This is a genomic window from Streptomyces flavovariabilis (genome assembly GCF_000725785.1).
Lineage (GTDB): Bacteria > Actinomycetota > Actinomycetes > Streptomycetales > Streptomycetaceae > Streptomyces > Streptomyces hawaiiensis.
The window spans coordinates 249,180-263,603 of record NZ_JNXD01000003.1; the positions used below are offsets into that span (position 1 = coordinate 249,180).

15 protein-coding genes are annotated in these 14,424 nt (G+C 71.2%); 9 read left to right on the forward strand and 6 right to left on the reverse strand.

Annotation, left to right across the window (positions count from 1 at the left end):
- Positions 1–22 precede the first annotated feature (22 nt).
- Positions 23–259 carry a hypothetical protein gene (locus tag IO24_RS0108585; protein ID WP_031133568.1) on the forward strand — a complete coding sequence of 79 codons (237 nt, stop codon included), beginning with the start codon at positions 23–25 and terminating at the stop codon, positions 257–259.
- An 8-nt stretch (positions 260–267) separates the two neighbouring features.
- On the opposite strand, the gene IO24_RS0108590 is transcribed toward IO24_RS0108585, so the two are convergent.
- The 4 genes from IO24_RS0108590 to IO24_RS0108605 all read right to left on the reverse strand — a co-directional run bounded on the left by IO24_RS0108590 (position 268) and on the right by IO24_RS0108605 (position 2,954).
- Positions 268–813, reverse strand: a complete 546-nt coding sequence (locus IO24_RS0108590) for a VanZ family protein (RefSeq protein WP_031133570.1) — start codon at positions 811–813, stop codon at positions 268–270.
- Positions 814–1,164: 351 nt separating this feature from the next.
- Entirely contained in the window at positions 1,165–1,827 is a 663-nt protein-coding gene (locus IO24_RS0108595; protein ID WP_031133572.1) for a DUF4230 domain-containing protein, read from the reverse strand.
- A 106-nt stretch (positions 1,828–1,933) separates the two neighbouring features.
- The gene (locus IO24_RS0108600) at positions 1,934–2,311 is read right to left on the reverse strand and encodes an anti-sigma factor antagonist (protein ID WP_031133574.1); all 378 of its coding nucleotides are present in this window, start codon (positions 2,309–2,311) and stop codon (positions 1,934–1,936) included.
- Between the two features lie 205 nt (positions 2,312–2,516).
- A complete protein-coding gene (locus IO24_RS0108605) occupies positions 2,517–2,954 on the reverse strand; it encodes a MarR family winged helix-turn-helix transcriptional regulator (protein ID WP_031133576.1) in 438 nt (145 codons plus the stop codon).
- A gap of 103 nt (positions 2,955–3,057) precedes the next feature.
- On the opposite strand from IO24_RS0108605, the gene IO24_RS0108610 reads away from it, so the two are divergent.
- Both IO24_RS0108610 and IO24_RS0108615 read left to right on the forward strand, forming a co-directional pair.
- Positions 3,058–4,512: an aldehyde dehydrogenase family protein gene (locus tag IO24_RS0108610; protein ID WP_031133578.1), complete on the forward strand. Its 1,455-nt coding sequence runs from the start codon at positions 3,058–3,060 to the stop codon at positions 4,510–4,512.
- 23 nt (positions 4,513–4,535) lie between these two features.
- The gene (locus tag IO24_RS0108615) at positions 4,536–5,645 is read left to right on the forward strand and encodes an NAD(P)-dependent alcohol dehydrogenase (RefSeq protein ID WP_031133580.1); all 1,110 of its coding nucleotides are present in this window, start codon (positions 4,536–4,538) and stop codon (positions 5,643–5,645) included.
- Between the two features lie 170 nt (positions 5,646–5,815).
- Here the strand turns inward: IO24_RS0108615 and IO24_RS0108620 are convergent, their stop codons facing one another.
- A complete protein-coding gene (locus IO24_RS0108620; RefSeq protein ID WP_031133582.1) occupies positions 5,816–6,766 on the reverse strand; it encodes an NADP-dependent oxidoreductase in 951 nt (316 codons plus the stop codon).
- A 71-nt stretch (positions 6,767–6,837) separates the two neighbouring features.
- Between IO24_RS0108620 and IO24_RS0108625 the strand changes: the two genes are divergently transcribed.
- The 6 genes from IO24_RS0108625 (at position 6,838) to IO24_RS0108650 (ending at position 12,393) form a co-directional block, all read left to right on the forward strand.
- The gene (locus tag IO24_RS0108625; RefSeq protein ID WP_031133584.1) at positions 6,838–7,782 is read left to right on the forward strand and encodes a GlxA family transcriptional regulator; all 945 of its coding nucleotides are present in this window, start codon (positions 6,838–6,840) and stop codon (positions 7,780–7,782) included.
- 267 nt (positions 7,783–8,049) lie between these two features.
- Complete coding sequence (locus IO24_RS0108630) at positions 8,050–9,780, forward strand: ATP-binding protein (protein WP_031133586.1); 1,731 nt, start codon at positions 8,050–8,052, stop codon at positions 9,778–9,780.
- A gap of 4 nt (positions 9,781–9,784) precedes the next feature.
- Positions 9,785–10,195 (forward strand): roadblock/LC7 domain-containing protein, encoded by a 411-nt coding sequence (locus IO24_RS0108635; protein WP_003994857.1) that lies wholly within the window; start codon positions 9,785–9,787, stop codon positions 10,193–10,195.
- Positions 10,192–10,563 (forward strand): DUF742 domain-containing protein, encoded by a 372-nt coding sequence (locus IO24_RS0108640; protein WP_031133588.1) that lies wholly within the window; start codon positions 10,192–10,194, stop codon positions 10,561–10,563. Before IO24_RS0108635 ends, IO24_RS0108640 begins: the two co-directional genes overlap by 4 nt.
- On the forward strand, positions 10,544–11,146 hold the full coding sequence (locus tag IO24_RS0108645; RefSeq protein ID WP_031133590.1) for a GTP-binding protein: 603 nt from the start codon (positions 10,544–10,546) through the stop codon (positions 11,144–11,146). The genes IO24_RS0108640 and IO24_RS0108645 overlap by 20 nt, the downstream gene beginning before the upstream one ends.
- Positions 11,143–12,393, forward strand: coding sequence for a cytochrome P450 (locus IO24_RS0108650; protein ID WP_031133592.1), 1,251 nt, complete (start codon positions 11,143–11,145; stop codon positions 12,391–12,393). The genes IO24_RS0108645 and IO24_RS0108650 overlap by 4 nt, the downstream gene beginning before the upstream one ends.
- A 146-nt stretch (positions 12,394–12,539) precedes the next feature.
- Here the strand turns inward: IO24_RS0108650 and IO24_RS0108655 are convergent, their stop codons facing one another.
- The gene (locus tag IO24_RS0108655) at positions 12,540–14,153 is read right to left on the reverse strand and encodes a hypothetical protein (RefSeq protein ID WP_244310209.1); all 1,614 of its coding nucleotides are present in this window, start codon (positions 14,151–14,153) and stop codon (positions 12,540–12,542) included.
- Between the last annotated feature and the right edge of the window lie 271 nt (positions 14,154–14,424).

The following is a 14,424-nucleotide window of genomic DNA, read 5'->3' on the forward strand; positions in this document are numbered from 1 at the left end:
GGTTGCGTTCTACGCTCGATGCATGACCGAAAGCGCGAGCCCGTACATATCCCACCCGCGGATCATGGTGCTCGGGGTACAGCCGGGCACACCGCCGTTCCGGATCGTGCAGATCGACGGACAGGTGGTCGGGGAGGCCCGGGCCGTCACCGACGTGCTGGCCGCCGCGGCCGCGTTCGGGATCACAGTGCACGACATGGACGATCCGGATGTGGTCCGCTGGGTAGGCGGAGACAAGTTCACCTGGACCGTGCACTAGGGCTCGCCCTAGGCCTTGCCGGCCGACGGCTCCTTCCCCGCCCGGCCCGGTCGGGGCTTGCGCGCGTGCACGGCCCTGCTGAGGCGCCGTCCCAGGAGCAGGTAACCGATGAGCGCGCCCGTCGTGTTGAGGATGACGTCGTCGATGTCGAAGGCGCGGCCCGTGACCAGGGCGCCCTGGGCGAACTCCACCAGGAGCATCACGATCGCGGTCAGGAACAGCACGCGCAGGATGCCCCGGGTGCGGGGGGCGACCACGGGCACGAGGATGCCGAAGGGAATGCCCAGCACGATGTTGCCGCCTATCTGCTTGACGGCGTCCCGTAGTTCGGGCTGGTCGAGATAGGCCTTCAGGGAGCTGCCCGGCTGCAGATTGCTGTGGGTCAGCGCCTCCGAGGCGGGCGAGGGCTGCAGGGTCAGCCGGGCCAGCACCACGGCGAAGGCGACCATGAACGTGAACGCGCACAGCACCGCCAGCAGCCGGACGGGCCACGGGAGCGGGTGTCGCTCGCTCCCGGACCCGGTGGTCCTGGGACGTGAGGCTGTACCGGCCATGGTGAGTTCTCCAGTCTTCGACTTCCCTGCGTGACAAGGCGGTTACCCCCGGGCGGGCCGACGATGCCGCGGGGGCCGTTCCGGGCCTCGGTCCCCGACGGCATCGCCGGGGACCGTTCCCACCGTCTGTTTCCCCGCGTTCCCCGGAGCACTCCCGGCTGGGGGCCGCGGGTCGAAGTCGCCGGATCCCGGACATCATGAGGCCGGCCCGCGCCACCACCGGGCCCCGCTCGGCGTCCTGCCCGGCCTCGTCCCGGCCGCGCCGGCGCTCATCCCCGCGACGGAGCCGTCACCCGGCCCGGGCCTCGCCGCCCCGGGCCGGGTTCTGGGGACCACGTCCTCGGAAGCCGATCAGCTCCCGTACGAGACACGCACCTCCTTGAAGCCCAGGGAGCGCAGCAGGCCTTCGAGCATGCCGGTGGTGTTCGACTCGGCGCGTGCGGTCAGTTCGCTCTCCTTCGCCGCGTCGCCGATGTGCCGTACCGCGAGCTTCTGCACGGCCTGCTCGCCGTTGGGGTTGTCCGAGAAGAGGTCGCCGAGGCGGTCGAAGAGACCGCGCTGCTTGGAGACCGCGTAGGAGCGGTCGGGGTCGAGGGCGGGCCTGCCCAGCTGCGCGTGGGGCAGCCGGAGTGTGGCGGACGTGCGGTCGCCGTTGACCTTCACGTCGTTCTCGCCGACCTTGCCCAGGTCGACATAGGCGTCGACGGTGCCCGCGCCGACGTACAGGGTGCGGGTGCCGCGGATGGCGTCGGGCAGCAGCTTGGCGTCTTTCTCCAGGTCCACGACGACCTGGAAGTTGCCGGAGGCGGCGTCGTAACGGCTGAGGTCCTGGACGGACTTCAGCAGCGCGGGGCCGGACCGGTCGTGGGTGTCGGTGCCGAACAGGTCCTTCAGGCCCGGGAGCACGCTCAGCCGGAGCCCGGCGAAGAACACGAAGAGCACCAGCACGAGCGCGGCCACCACCTTCGCCCAGCCGGGCATGCGCCTGGGGAGACGCTTGACGGGAGTCGTCATGCGACGGCCCTCCTTCCTACTGTCCGGATGCCCGCCGCATGCCCTGCCAGACCGCCGAGTTGAGGATGGGAGGGTCTTCGGCGGAAGCACGCGGGGCGCACGCCCGTCACGGGCGGGACGTCGCCTCGGGCTGCTCCAGCGCGGCGTCCAGCGTCGGCTGCGGAGGCAGCAGCCGGGACAGGCCCGTGATCCGCAGGACGCGCAGTGTCAACGGGTGCGCACAGACGAGGAGCACGTACCCCCGCCGGTCCAGCACCCGGCTGCGGGCCCGGTACAGCAGCCTCAGTCCGGAACAGTCGAAGAAGTCGATCCCGCTGAGGTCGATCACGACCCGGGCGGCGGGGCGGTCCGTTTCCCGGTCCAGGTGCGGGGCGATCTCCGTGGCCGCGGCGAGATCGATCTCGCCGCGGAACTCCAGCACCGTGTGCCCCCGTTCCTGGCGGACGCGCAGATGCCGGGTGAGCGGTGCAGGTTCCTGCCGCACGACGAGATCGCCTCCAGCCTGCTCCGTGCGTGGGGAGGGGCTACGGCCTCAACACCGGTCCCCGCCCTGCAAGTTACCCTCCAACGAGTGAATTTGAGCATGTTCGATTGACATATGTCTTTGAATTCCGGCCGAGTTGGCCGAGGTTCACGCCGGGGCGTGCGCGGGCGTGTCCGCGGGGGTGTGTCACCAAGGCCCGGCTGGGTCAGGACAGGGCGTGCCAGGTCCTGGCGAGTGCCTCGCGGAACTGCTCGGTCTGGTGCGCGGTGAGGTCGCGCACCATCCGCTCCTCCAGCTCCCGGACCGGCCCGGCGTGCCGGGCGAGCAGCTCGCGGCCGTCGTCGGTGAGCAGGATCAGCAGCTCCCGGCGGTTGCGGGGGTTGCGCTCCCGGCGTACCAGCCCGCGGCCCTCCAGGGAGCGGACCAGGTCCGCGATGGACTGGGCGGTGACGAAGGAGTCGCGCGCCAGCTGGGCCGCGGACAGTCCGTCGTGCCGCTCCAGCACGGTCAGGGCCGTGTACTGAAGGGCGGTGATCCCAGAGGGTCTGACCAGCTCGTCCAGATGGGAGCGCACGACGAGCTCCACCTGCTTGACCATGTAGAGCAGGGAAGGGGGCGCCTTGGTCACCTGAGAGTCGAGCATGAGGGCAGGCTAGACCATTGACAGGAAACCTGTCTGTAAAGAGACTGCGCACAGACAGGAATCCTGTTTGTTGAAGTCTTGGCGACGAAGCTGAGGAGTGGCGATGACCACCTTCGAGAGCACACCCGGGCAGCTGTTCATCGGGGGCCGATGGCGCGAGGCCGCCGACGGGGCGCGCACCGAGGTGGTCGACCCCTCCCGGGGGACGGTCGTCACCACCGTCGCCGAAGCGGGCCCCGCCGACGTCGACGCGGCCGTACGCGCCGCCCGCGAGGCCTTCGACGACGGCGCCTGGTCCGGGCTGAGCGGCCGCGAGCGCGGCCGGGTGCTGCACCGCGTCGCCGAGCTGATCCGGGAGAACGCCGACGAGCTCGCCGCACTGGAGAGCCTCGACGTCGGCAAGCCGATCACGCTGTGCGGCGCCGTCGACGTCACGAACGCGGCCAACGACTACGAGTACTACGCCCACCTCGCCCAGAGCCAGGACGGCGCGCTGCGCGACCTCCCCATGAACGCCCTCGCCTACACCAAGCGCGAGCCGCTCGGCGTGGTCGCCGCGATCACCCCGTTCAACTTCCCGCTGATCCTGGCCGGCTCGAAGCTCGCCCCGGCGCTCGCGGCCGGCAACACCGTCGTCCACAAACCCGCCGACGAGACCCCGCTCAGCGCCCTGTACATGGCCCGCCTGCTCCAGGAGGCGGGCGTCCCCGACGGCGTCGTCAACGTCGTCACCGGCAGTGGCCCGGTGGCGGGCGAGGCGCTGCTGCGGCACCGCGGAGTCGACAAGGTCGCCTTCACCGGCTCCACCGCGATCGGCCGGCACGTGGCGAGCGTCGCCGGCGAAGCGCTCAAGCCCGTCACCATGGAACTCGGCGGGAACGCGGCCCACATCGTCTTCGAGGACGCCGACCTCGAGAAGGCGGTCGGCGCCGTCATCAAGGGCTTCGTCTTCAACACCGGCCAGTTCTGCATGGGCGGCCCGCGCCTGCTGGTGGCCCGCTCGGTGTACCCGACCCTGCTCGGCATCCTCGCCGAGGCCGTGCCCGGCGTGCCGATGGGGGACCCCCGCGATCCGGCCACGGTCATCGGCCCGATGGCGGCCGAGAAGCACCTGAAGAAGGTCGAGGAGTACGTCGCGCTGGCCCGCAAGGAGGGCGCCCGCATCGTCTGCGGCGGTGAGCGGTTCGACCTCGACGGCGGCTACTACTACCGGCCGACCGTCATCGCCGACCTGGCCAACGACTCCCGCGTGATCCAGGAGGAGATCTTCGGCCCGGTCCTCACCGTGCAGCCCTTCGACGACGAGGACGAGGCCGTCGCCCTCGCCAACTCCACGCCCTACGGGCTCGCCTCGGGCGTCCAGACCACCAACCTCGCCCGCGCCCACCGGGTCGCCGACCGGCTCCAGGCGGGCATCGTCTGGGTCAACGACTGGGCGATGCTCGATCCCGCGGTGCCCTTCGGCGGGGTGAAGGACTCCGGCTACGGCCGCGAGTACGGGCCCGAGGCCCTCGCCGGCTACACCAAGGTCAAGTCCGTCGTCGTCTCGCTCGACTGAGACACCGTCAAGGAGTCATCGCGATGCCCACCACCACCCGTGCCGCGGTCGTCGAGTCCGGCGGCGCGCCCTTCACCCTCTCCGACGTCGTCCTCGACGCGCCCGGCCCGCACGAGGCGCTGGTCCGCATGGTCGCCACCGGCCTGTGCCACACCGACCTCGGGGTGGCGAGCGGCGGCCTGCCCTTCCCGCTGCCCGGGGTCCTCGGCCACGAGGGCGCGGGCGTCGTCGAGGCCGTCGGCTCGGCCGTCACCGGCGTCGCGCCCGGCGACCACGTCCTGCTCTCCTTCACCTCCTGCGGCGGCTGCCGCAACTGCCGCGGCGGCCACCCCGCGTACTGCGCGACCTGGCTGCCGCTGAACCTGCTCGGCGGCACCCGCGCCGACGGGACGAGCACCATCAGCCGGGACGGCGAGGCTCTGGGCGGCCACTTCTTCGGCCAGTCCTCCTTCGCCGAGCTGGCCCTGGCCGACGAGCGCAGCCTCGTCAAGGTCGACCCGGACGTGCCGCTGGAGTCCATCGCACCGCTGGGCTGCGGGGTACAGACCGGAGTGGGAGCCGTCTGGAACGTCCTGAAGCCGGACACCGGCGGCACGGTCGTCGTCCTGGGCGCCGGAGCGGTCGGCCTGTCCGCCGTGATGGCAGCGGCCCTCACCCCCGCCACCAGGATCGTCGCCGTCGACCGGGTCGCCGAACGCCTGGCTCTGGCGAGAGAGCTCGGCGCCACCCACACCGTCGACACGAGCAGCGGCACGGACCTCGCGCCGGCCCTTGCCCAGATCACCGGCGGGCAGGGCGCGGACGGGGTCGTGGAAACCACGGGCAACGTCGGCGTCCTGCGGCAGGGCGTCGACGCGCTCGCCGCCCGCGGCACCCTGGTCGTCGTCGGCGCGCCGCCCTTCGGGACCGAGGTCGCCCTGGACGTCAACGGCCTCCTCGGCGGCAAGCGCATCGTCGGCCTCACTCTCGGCGACAGCGAGACCCAGACCATGATCCCGGCCCTGGTCCGCCTGGTGAAGGACGGCCGGCTCCCGCTGCACCGCCTGATCGGCACCTACCCCTTCGGGGACATCGACCGGGCGGTCCAGGACATGAGGTCGGGCAAGACGATCAAGCCGGTTCTGACGTTCTGAGGCGGCCCGCCGTCATGGCCGGTTCGCATGAGAGCCCGGGGGCGCGGGTGGACCGGCGTGTGCGGCATTGCCGTGGCTTGCCGCGCAGTTCCCCGCGCCCCTTCGGGGCACTGCCGTCCGGCCGGCCCTGCCGAGCTCCTGCCACCGCGTCCGCCGTCCGGCCGTTCGGGTCAGTCGTTCACCAGGACCAGCTTCCCCGTGGTCCGGCCCGTGTCGCCCGAGGCATGGGCCTCCGCCGCGGCGGCCAACGGGAAGGTCCCGGCGATCGTGGCGTGCAGCTTCCCGGCCTCGACCAGTTCCGCGATCGCCTCCATGCCGCTGCGGTCGGCGTCCACCAGCATCCGCAGCGCCCGCACACCGAGCCGCTCGGCCTCCTCGTAGAGGTCGTCCGATCCGCCCGGGAGGATCGAGACGAGGACACCGCCGGGGCGCAGCACGCGCAGTGAGCGCAGCGCGTTGTCGCCGCCGATCGTGTCCAGGACGACGTCGGCGTCCTTCACGGCCTCGGTGAAGTCCGTCTCCCGGTAGTCCACCGCCTCGTCCACGCCGATCTCGCGCAGGAACTCGTGCTTGCCCGCACTCGCGGTACCGATCACGTACGCACCGCGCGCCTTGGCGATCTGGACCGCCACGTGTCCGACCCCGCCCGCCGCGGCGTGGATCAGCACCCGCTGCCCGGCCCGCAGGCCGGCGTGCTCGACCAGGGCCTGCCACGCGGTCAGTGACACCAGCGGCAGCGCGCCCGCCTGGACGTGGCCGGTCCCGGCCGGCTTGCGCGCCAGGGCCCGCACCGGAGCGATGACGTACTCGGCGTGCGAGCCGTGCCCGAACGGATACGGCAGCATGCCGAAGACCTCGTCACCTGGTGCGAACGCCGCGACGCCGATGCCGACCGCCTCCACCACCCCGGAGACGTCCCAGCCGAGGACGAAGGGCGGCTCGCCCAGGAATCCGCCCGTGGCACGGTGCTTCCAGTCGGTCGGGTTGACCCCGGCGGCCCGCACCCGCACCAGCACCTCGTTCGGCCGGGGTGCGGGGCGCTCGACTTCCACTTCCTTCAGGACCTCGGGGCCGCCGAGGACGTCCTGGCTGATGGCTCGCATCGTGTTCTGTGTGCTCATGGTCATCCAGCGTGCCCGCCCCCGCCCCGCCCGCCAATGGCACGATTGCCAACCTTCGATAGGATCGTGCCATGCGACGTGAGCGAGTGGTGGTCCTGGCCCTGGACGGGGTGTACCCCTTCGAGCTGGGCATCCCCAGCCGGATCCTCGGCGCGGCCGACAGCCGGTACGAGGTGCTGACCTGCTCGGTCGACGGCGGTCCGGTGCGCACGAACGCGGACTTCGGCGTCACCGTGGAGCACGGCCCCGAGATCCTGGGCACGGCGGACACGGTGGTGATCGCGCCCGTCGCGCCCGGCCGGCTGACCGACGAGGTGTCCGGCGACGTCCTGGCCGCCCTCGCGTCCATCCGCCCCGGCACCCGCATCGTCTCCATCTGCACCGGCGCCTTCGTCCTCGCCGCCGCGGGACTCCTCGACGGGCGCCGGGCGACCACCCACTGGCAGGTCGCCGACCACTTCCGGCGCCTGTTCCCGCGCGTCCACCTCGACCCGGACGTGCTCTTCGTCGACGACCACCCGTTCCTCACCTCCGCCGGGGCCGCCTCCGGCGTGGACATCTGCCTGCACCTCGTCCGCAAGGACCACGGCAGCCGGCTGGCCAACAGCGTCGCCCGCCGCTGCGTCGTCCCGCCCTTCCGGGACGGCGGCCAGGCCCAGTACATCGAGCAGCCCGTCCCCGAGCAGGGCGCCGCGAGCACCGCCGCCACCCGCGCCTGGGCCCTGGAACGCCTGGGCGAACCGCTCACCCTGGCCGACCTCGCCGGCCATGCCCGGATGAGCCTGCGCACCTTCGCCCGCCGCTTCCACGACGAGGTGGGTCTCAGCCCCGGCCGCTGGCTGATCCAGCAGCGCGTGGTCCGGGCCCGGCATCTGCTGGAGTCCAGCGACCTGACGGTGGATCAGATCGCGGGCCGGGTCGGCTTCGCGACCGGCGCGTCACTGCGCCAGCACCTGAACGCGGCGATCGGCGTCTCCCCGCAGGCCTACCGCCGCACGTTCCAGACCGCGCGCTGACGCCGGCGGCACACGCCCGCGGCCTGGCACGCACAGTCCAATTCCGTTGGCAGCAAAGCCATTTGTCGACCTGTTGCCTTCTGTCGGAGCGTGACGGAACCCTCATGTCCCGGCGGGGGGCGGGTTTGATCCTTTCGGGTCCAAACCCGATAAGGTTCCGATCGGCGCTGCGAGTTGACGCGATCGCGTCCAGTCGACTCGCGGTGCGTACTCATGAGTGCGGTCCACACCCCCCCCTGTTCGTTCGTGTTGCTTCGAAGGATGCAGATGGAACTCGCCACTCCGCCACCGGCGGCGCGGGCCCCTGTCGCCTGGTACAGCTGGTGGTTGATGCCGCTGGGCCTGGGAGGCGGGACCGTTGCCGCCACGTTCATGAGCTCGGAGCGAATAACCGCGGCCGTCGCCGGAGTAGCGGCGACGGCGGCCGGTGCCCTGTGCGTACGGCTGCTGCTGCGCACCCGGGCACAACTGCACCGGGCGGAGGCCTCCTTCCGTACCACGCAGGCCGAGCACAACCAGCAGTGGCAGCAGCATGTGGCGGCCCTGGAACGCAAGTTCGCCGCCGAGCGCGCCGGCCTGGAATCCCAGCTCAACGAGCAGAACGCGACGTACGAGCGGCGCCTGGCCGACCAGAGCGCCACGTACGAGACGCAGCTCGCCGAGCACTCCCGGGCCTACGAGGAACGGCTGACCGAGCAGGCCACGTCCTACGAGGCCCAGCTCGCCGACCAGGCCACGGTCTGGCAGGAGCAGCTCTCCCACCAGCTCGCCGCGGTCGCCCGGCTCGCCGACGAGCAGCTGCCCGACGCGATGGAGAAGCTGCGCGCCGGCGACGCCATCGACGACCTGCTGCCCACCGTCAACCAGTGCGCCAAGGTCGGTGCGGAGCTCCAGGCCGAACTGCGCAAGCTGCTGCGCACCTCCCTGATCGGCCTGGAGGCGGAGTTCGACCGCTCCACCTCCGCCGAGCAGGCCGTGATCAGCATCGGCAACCGCATCCACGTCCTGACCAGCAAGCTCCGCGGCCGTCTGCACGAGATGCAGGGCGAGCACGGCCGGCTGCCGGCCGTCGCCCGGGGCCTGATGGAGCTCGACCAGGAGCTCGGCCCCGCCGACTCGCTCGCCGCGAGCATCGGCGTGCTCGGCGGCTCCGACCGGCCCGGACGGCAGTGGCAGGAGCCGCAGCGGCTGCTGAGCGTGGTGCGCGGCGGCATCGGCCGGATCAAGGACTTCCACCGGATCCAGGTGCGCCACCTGCCCGAACTCGGCGTCGACGGCGGCCTCGTCGACCACCTCACGCTGATCCTGGCCCACCTCCTGGACAACGCGGCCCGCTACTCGCCGCCCACCGAGCCGGTGCTCATCTCCGGCAAGGAGGTCCCCAACGGCGTCGGCATCGAGATCCAGGACTCCGGCAAGGGCCTGAGCGAGGAGAAGAAGCGCGAGGCCGAACACGCCCTCGCGGGCACCGCACCCGGCGCGGGCCTCGGCGGCATCACCGAGGACGCCAGCATCGGCCTGCGCGTCGTCGGCGCCCTCGCCCGCCGCTACGGCATCCGCGTCACCTTCGCGGACTCGCCCTGGCTCGGTACCTCCGTGGTGGTCGTGGTCCCGCACAAGTACTTCAGCCCGCTGCCCACGGCCGCGACCGCTCCGGCCGCGCCGGCCCGGGAGGTCCGCACCGCCGCCCCGGCCGTCCCGGCCCGCGAGACGGTCAGCGTGCCCGAACCACGGGCCGCGCAGGCCGAGACCGCGGAAACCACGCCCGGCGGACTGCCCCGGCGCCGCAGCAAGCGGAACGAGACGGAGGCGCCCAGGCCGGCCGACCGGACCGACCGGGGCACCGTCGCCGCCGTCCCGCCGGACGCGTCCTTCTCGGGTCTCGCCGCCTTCGCCACCGCCGGACGGAACGCAGCAGAGGACTCCTCGGCGGCCGACGACCGCGACACCCTCGCCGGACGCGAGTACACCGAGCACCGCACCGAAGAGAGCGACTAGTCCCATGACGCAACAAGGAACAGATGTGAGCTGGGCGCTCCGCGATCTCGTCGAGAGCATCCAGGAGATCCGCTTCGCCCTCGTGGCCTCCAGCGACGGCAAGGCCATCACCTCCTACGGCGCCGAAGACCCCGACGACGTCGACCGCTTCGCGGCCGTGGTGGCCGGCCTGCAGGCCCTGGCCCAGCCGGTCGCCGAGCAGTTCCCCAAGTACGCCGGGCAGCTCCGCCTGGCGATGATCGAGGTGGACGGCGGGCACCTCTTCGTCGTGCGCGCGGGTGTGGAGACGTACCTCGGTGTCCTCGCCAGGGAAGGCCTCGACCAGGGCCTGCTCGGGCACCAGATGAGAGACCTGGCCCGCAGGATGGGTGAGCTCCTCGGCACCACTCCGCGCCTGGAGGAGCACTCTGGATGAGTGCTCCCCGCAGGCCGTCGGACCCGTCCGGTCTCGAGCGCTACTACGTCCTCACCGGGGGGCGCAGCGGACCGGGCGGTTCGGCGTCGAGCCTCGACGTGGCGACCCTGGTCGTCTCCCGCGCCGCCCCGTTACCGGGCATGCAGCACGAGCACGAGGAGATCCTCCGCCGCTGCCGCGACCCGCTGTCGGTCGCCGAGCTCGGCGCTCACCTCGGGCTCCCCTTCAACATTCTCGCGGTGCTGCTGTCCGACCTGCTGGACGCAGGTCGCGTCGAAGCGCGTAACCCCATCCCGGCACACCAGGCCGGCCGCGGGCCCGACCTCGCGCTCCTTGAGGAGGTACTCAGTGGACTTGAAAGGCTTTGACCAACCCGGAGGCCCGGCCGGGGACACCCGCTCGGTGAAGGTGATGATCGCCGGCGGGTTCGGTACCGGGAAGACCACCATGGTCCGGTCGGTCAGCGACATCAAGCCGCTCACCACCGAGGAGACCCTCACCCAGGCCAGCGTCGACGTCGACCATCTCATCGGCGTCGCCGACAAGACGCAGACCACCGTCAGCCTGGACTTCGGCAAGATCGGCATCAACGAGAGCCTGGTGCTGTACCTGTTCGGCACGCCCGGGCAGGAGCGGTTCTGGTTCCTGTGGAACGGGCTGTTCAAGGGGGCCCTCGGCGCGATCGTCCTGGTGGACACGCGCCGCCTGGAATCCAGTTTCCGGGCGATCGAGGAGATGGAGCGGCAGAACGTCCCCTTCGTCGTCGCGCTGAACGTCTTCCCCGACTCGCGGAACTACCCGGCCGAGGAGATCCGGGACGCCCTGGACATCCCCGAGCACACCCCGGTCGTGGCCTTCGACGCCCGCGACCGGGCCTCCAGCCGGGACGTCCTCGTCGCCCTGATCCACCATCTGAAGGAACGCTCGGCCGTGGCCCTGGAGCCCCGATGAACGACTCGACCGATTCTGGACTCCAGGCCGTGCGGGGCTGCCCCGTCGCCCACCACGGGGCCGACCTGACCAGGCTGTACGGCCCGGACGCCGCGACCGACCCGGCGGGCATCTACGAGCGGCTGCGCAAGGAGCACGGCTCGGTCGCGCCGGTTCTGCTCGAAGGCGACGTGCCCGCCTGGCTGGTCCTCGGCTACCGCGACAACCGGCGGGTGCTCGACAACCCCCGCCAGTTCAGCCGGGACGCGAGGATCTGGCGGGACTGGCGGGAGGGCCGGATCGAGGAGACCTCGCCGATCATGCCGATGGTCGGCTGGCGCCCCGACTGTGTGTCCCAGGACGGCGAACCGCACCGCAGGCTGCGCGGTGCCGTCACCGACGGGTTGCAGGCGGCGGCCGCCCGGGGCATCCGGCGGCACGTCACGTACTTCGCGAACAAGCAGATCGACGCGTTCGCCGACGCCGGGCGCGCCGACCTCGTGGCCGACTACGCCGAGCAACTGCCGATGCTCGTGCTCACCAGGATGCTGGGCCTTCCCGCGGCGGACGGGCTACGCCTGATCGAGTCGTGCGCCGAGGTCTTCAAGGGCGGTGAGGGCGCCCTCGAGCACAACGACCGGATCATGCAGATCCTCGCGGAACTCGCCGAGCGCAAGCGGGCCGAGCCGGGCTCCGACTTCGCCACGGCCCTGCTGGAGCACCCGGCCGGCCTCGACCACGACGAGGTCGTCAGCCATCTGCGCCTGGTGCTGATCGCCGCGCACACCACCACCAGCAACCTGCTGGCCCGGGTCCTGCAACGGGTCCTCACCGACTCCGCCCGGCTGTCCGGTCTGGTCAGCGGGGAGCTGAACATCTCCTCAGCGGTGGAAGAGGTCATGTGGGACACCCCGCCGCTGTCCGTGCTGCCGGGCCGGTTCGCAACCGCCGACCTGGAGCTCGGAGGCCATCACGTCCAGGAGGGAGAACTGCTCATCCTGGGCCTGGCCGCCGGCAACCTCGACCCGGAGGTACGGCCCGACTCGGCCGTCGCCGTGCAGGGCAACCAGTCGCACCTGGCGTTCAGCTCCGGACCGCACGAGTGCCCGGGGCAGAACATCGGCCAGTCCATCATCGAGATCGGCGTGGACGTCCTGCTGCACCGGCTGCCGGACCTGCGCCTGGCTGTACCGCCGGAAGAACTCGGCTCGACCGCCTCCACGTGGGAGTCCCGGCTGGACAGCCTGCCGGTCGAGTTCGCCGTCTAGGCCACGCCGGCAGACCGTTGCCCGGCCGGCTTCCGGCCGGGCAACGCCATGCGTGGGTGCAGGCGGTGGCTCACACGCCCAGCAGGCCGTGAACCGAGCTGCGTCCGGGGAGTCCGGCCGCGGCCCGAGCCTTCAGGGTTGAGGCGTCAGCCGTCGAGCCAGTCGCCTGCGACGCCCGTGGGACGGTATCCCGTGGCGTTCCAGAGAAAATGCGGGTGGGCACAGCCGAACATGTAGGCGAGCAGTGCGGTGTCTTCCCTCCCGGTCTGAGGGTCGTGCAGGGTGTGGAACCTCTCGGATCCGACTACGCCGGCGTCTTGCTGGACATGACGGGCGCGGTCCGGCGATGGTGCGGCGCTGGATGCCTCCACGGCGGCGATGTAGGTGCGGCGCAAGATCTCCCACGTGCTGTCCGTGTTGCCGTACCAGGGGCCGTGCAGTGCTTCGAAGGCATGGAGCTCGGCGTCGAAGAGGGGCCATGTCCGGGGGTATTGGGCTCGACAGCGTGCGGACAGCTCGGCGGTCCGGGTGCTCAGTGCCGGTGCGGTGGGCCGCGGGGCGATGGTGAGGGTGGTGCCGTGGGTGAGGATGCCGGTGCACGGGTTGGGCTGCAGGTCACACAGCGGGCACTCCTCGGCAGGGGGGAGGCCCTGGGTGATGCCGTCGAACCACAGGGCGTGGCGGCCCGTGAGTCCCATCCAGACGATGGTGGTGGTCATCAGCCAGGTGTTCCACATCGGGCTGTGGGCCTCGGGCATGCAGCCGTACTTGACGAGGGCTATCGCGCAGGCAGCGTAGAGCGCCTTGGTGTGGGTGGGCATTTCGGCGAGCCAGAAGTTGCTGATCTCGCCGGTGAGGGCGTCGGCTCGTACATCGGCCATGTCGTCGATGACGCGGCACAGCAGCAGGGAGGCGAGGTTCTCTTCCTGCCAGAGTTCGGTGTCGGGGGCGACGTGCCAGAACAGGCAGTCCAGCATCTGCAGGGCTGAGTAGGTGCTCTGGTCGAGCGGGTTGGTCTGGGAGAGCATGACGCTGCCCGCGTCGTGCTGTTGCAGCCAGTACTCGTCGACGGAGCGCTTGTGGGCTGCGAAGAGTCCGGAGACCAGGGCCCGTGCGCTGTTGGTGCTGAAATTCTCGGCCAGGCGGCCTTCGACGTGTTGGGTGAGGCGCGTTGTGTCGATGGTGTCGATCACGCGTTTGTATTCGTGGAAGACGAGGATGTCGTCCTCGAAGCGGTGGCGGTGGCCGAGGTCTCGTTCGAGGTCGTTCATCTGCCGGGTCCAGGACCATCCACCGGTCAGGACGCTGTCGAGTTCCCGGCGGTACGGCCAGGTCTTGACGGTGAGGGGACGACCGGCGCTCTGCCGCCAGCGGTAGTCGTCCAGCGTGCGTGCGGGGGGCGTGGGCAGCCGACGGCACAGGGGGCAGGCGCAGACGCTTGTCTGCTCCTCCTCGCGCGGCGGGGTGAGTGCCCGGCTCCTCCAGGCCCCTTCCAGCATCGTGCAGGTCAGTCTGCAGACCTCGACGTCGGTGCTGACTTGGGGGAAGGCTGCTTCGATCATGCGCAGGCTGGTGTCGAGGTGCCTCAACCTGGCGTAGCCCTCCTCGTCGGGCGGGAGGAACGCGGGCCGCGCCAGATGGAGGGCTCCCTCCACACGCAGCGTGGTGCTGGAGTGGGGGGAGCCGAATGCGTTCAGCCGCTGCTGAGCGGCGTTCTGGGACCTTCGGTACTGCTCCGTGTTCCCCTTGATGTGTTTCACCAAGAGGCGGGCCAAGGTGTTCCCTGCCTCCGTGGGGTGGAGCTGGGCGCTCGGCTGCGCCGGGAGCGAGCTGTCGGCGGACGCCTTCGGAACAGCACCTGCGACTCGAGATTTCACACCGGTCTCCCCATGAACTGTGGTCCTGGCAACGGAATGGATCGACCGTGGTCGTTGACCGGTCGTGTCCGGGAATCTTCTGTACTTTCCGCGACGGCCTCGCCGGACAGCCGGACTCACGCGACCGGCTCTGGCTCCTGCTGCGAACGACCGC

Bases quoted from the DNA above. Each gene is read 5' to 3' on its own strand.
- IO24_RS0108625 (WP_031133584.1), top strand. From the start codon at position 6,838: ATGCGACGTGAGCGAGTGGTGGTCCTGGCCCTGGACGGGGTGTACCCC.
- IO24_RS0108595 (WP_031133572.1), bottom strand. From the start codon at position 1,827: ATGACGACTCCCGTCAAGCGTCTCCCCAGGCGCATGCCCGGCTGGGCG.
- IO24_RS0108610 (WP_031133578.1), top strand. From the start codon at position 3,058: ATGACCACCTTCGAGAGCACACCCGGGCAGCTGTTCATCGGGGGCCGA.
- IO24_RS0108640 (WP_031133588.1), top strand. From the start codon at position 10,192: ATGAGTGCTCCCCGCAGGCCGTCGGACCCGTCCGGTCTCGAGCGCTAC.
- IO24_RS0108620 (WP_031133582.1), bottom strand. From the start codon at position 6,766: ATGAGCACACAGAACACGATGCGAGCCATCAGCCAGGACGTCCTCGGC.
- IO24_RS0108585 (WP_031133568.1), top strand. From the start codon at position 23: ATGACCGAAAGCGCGAGCCCGTACATATCCCACCCGCGGATCATGGTG.
- IO24_RS0108630 (WP_031133586.1), top strand. From the start codon at position 8,050: ATGGAACTCGCCACTCCGCCACCGGCGGCGCGGGCCCCTGTCGCCTGG.
- IO24_RS0108590 (WP_031133570.1), bottom strand. From the start codon at position 813: ATGGCCGGTACAGCCTCACGTCCCAGGACCACCGGGTCCGGGAGCGAG.
- IO24_RS0108650 (WP_031133592.1), top strand. From the start codon at position 11,143: ATGAACGACTCGACCGATTCTGGACTCCAGGCCGTGCGGGGCTGCCCC.
- IO24_RS0108615 (WP_031133580.1), top strand. From the start codon at position 4,536: ATGCCCACCACCACCCGTGCCGCGGTCGTCGAGTCCGGCGGCGCGCCC.
- IO24_RS0108635 (WP_003994857.1), top strand. From the start codon at position 9,785: ATGACGCAACAAGGAACAGATGTGAGCTGGGCGCTCCGCGATCTCGTC.
- IO24_RS0108605 (WP_031133576.1), bottom strand. From the start codon at position 2,954: ATGCTCGACTCTCAGGTGACCAAGGCGCCCCCTTCCCTGCTCTACATG.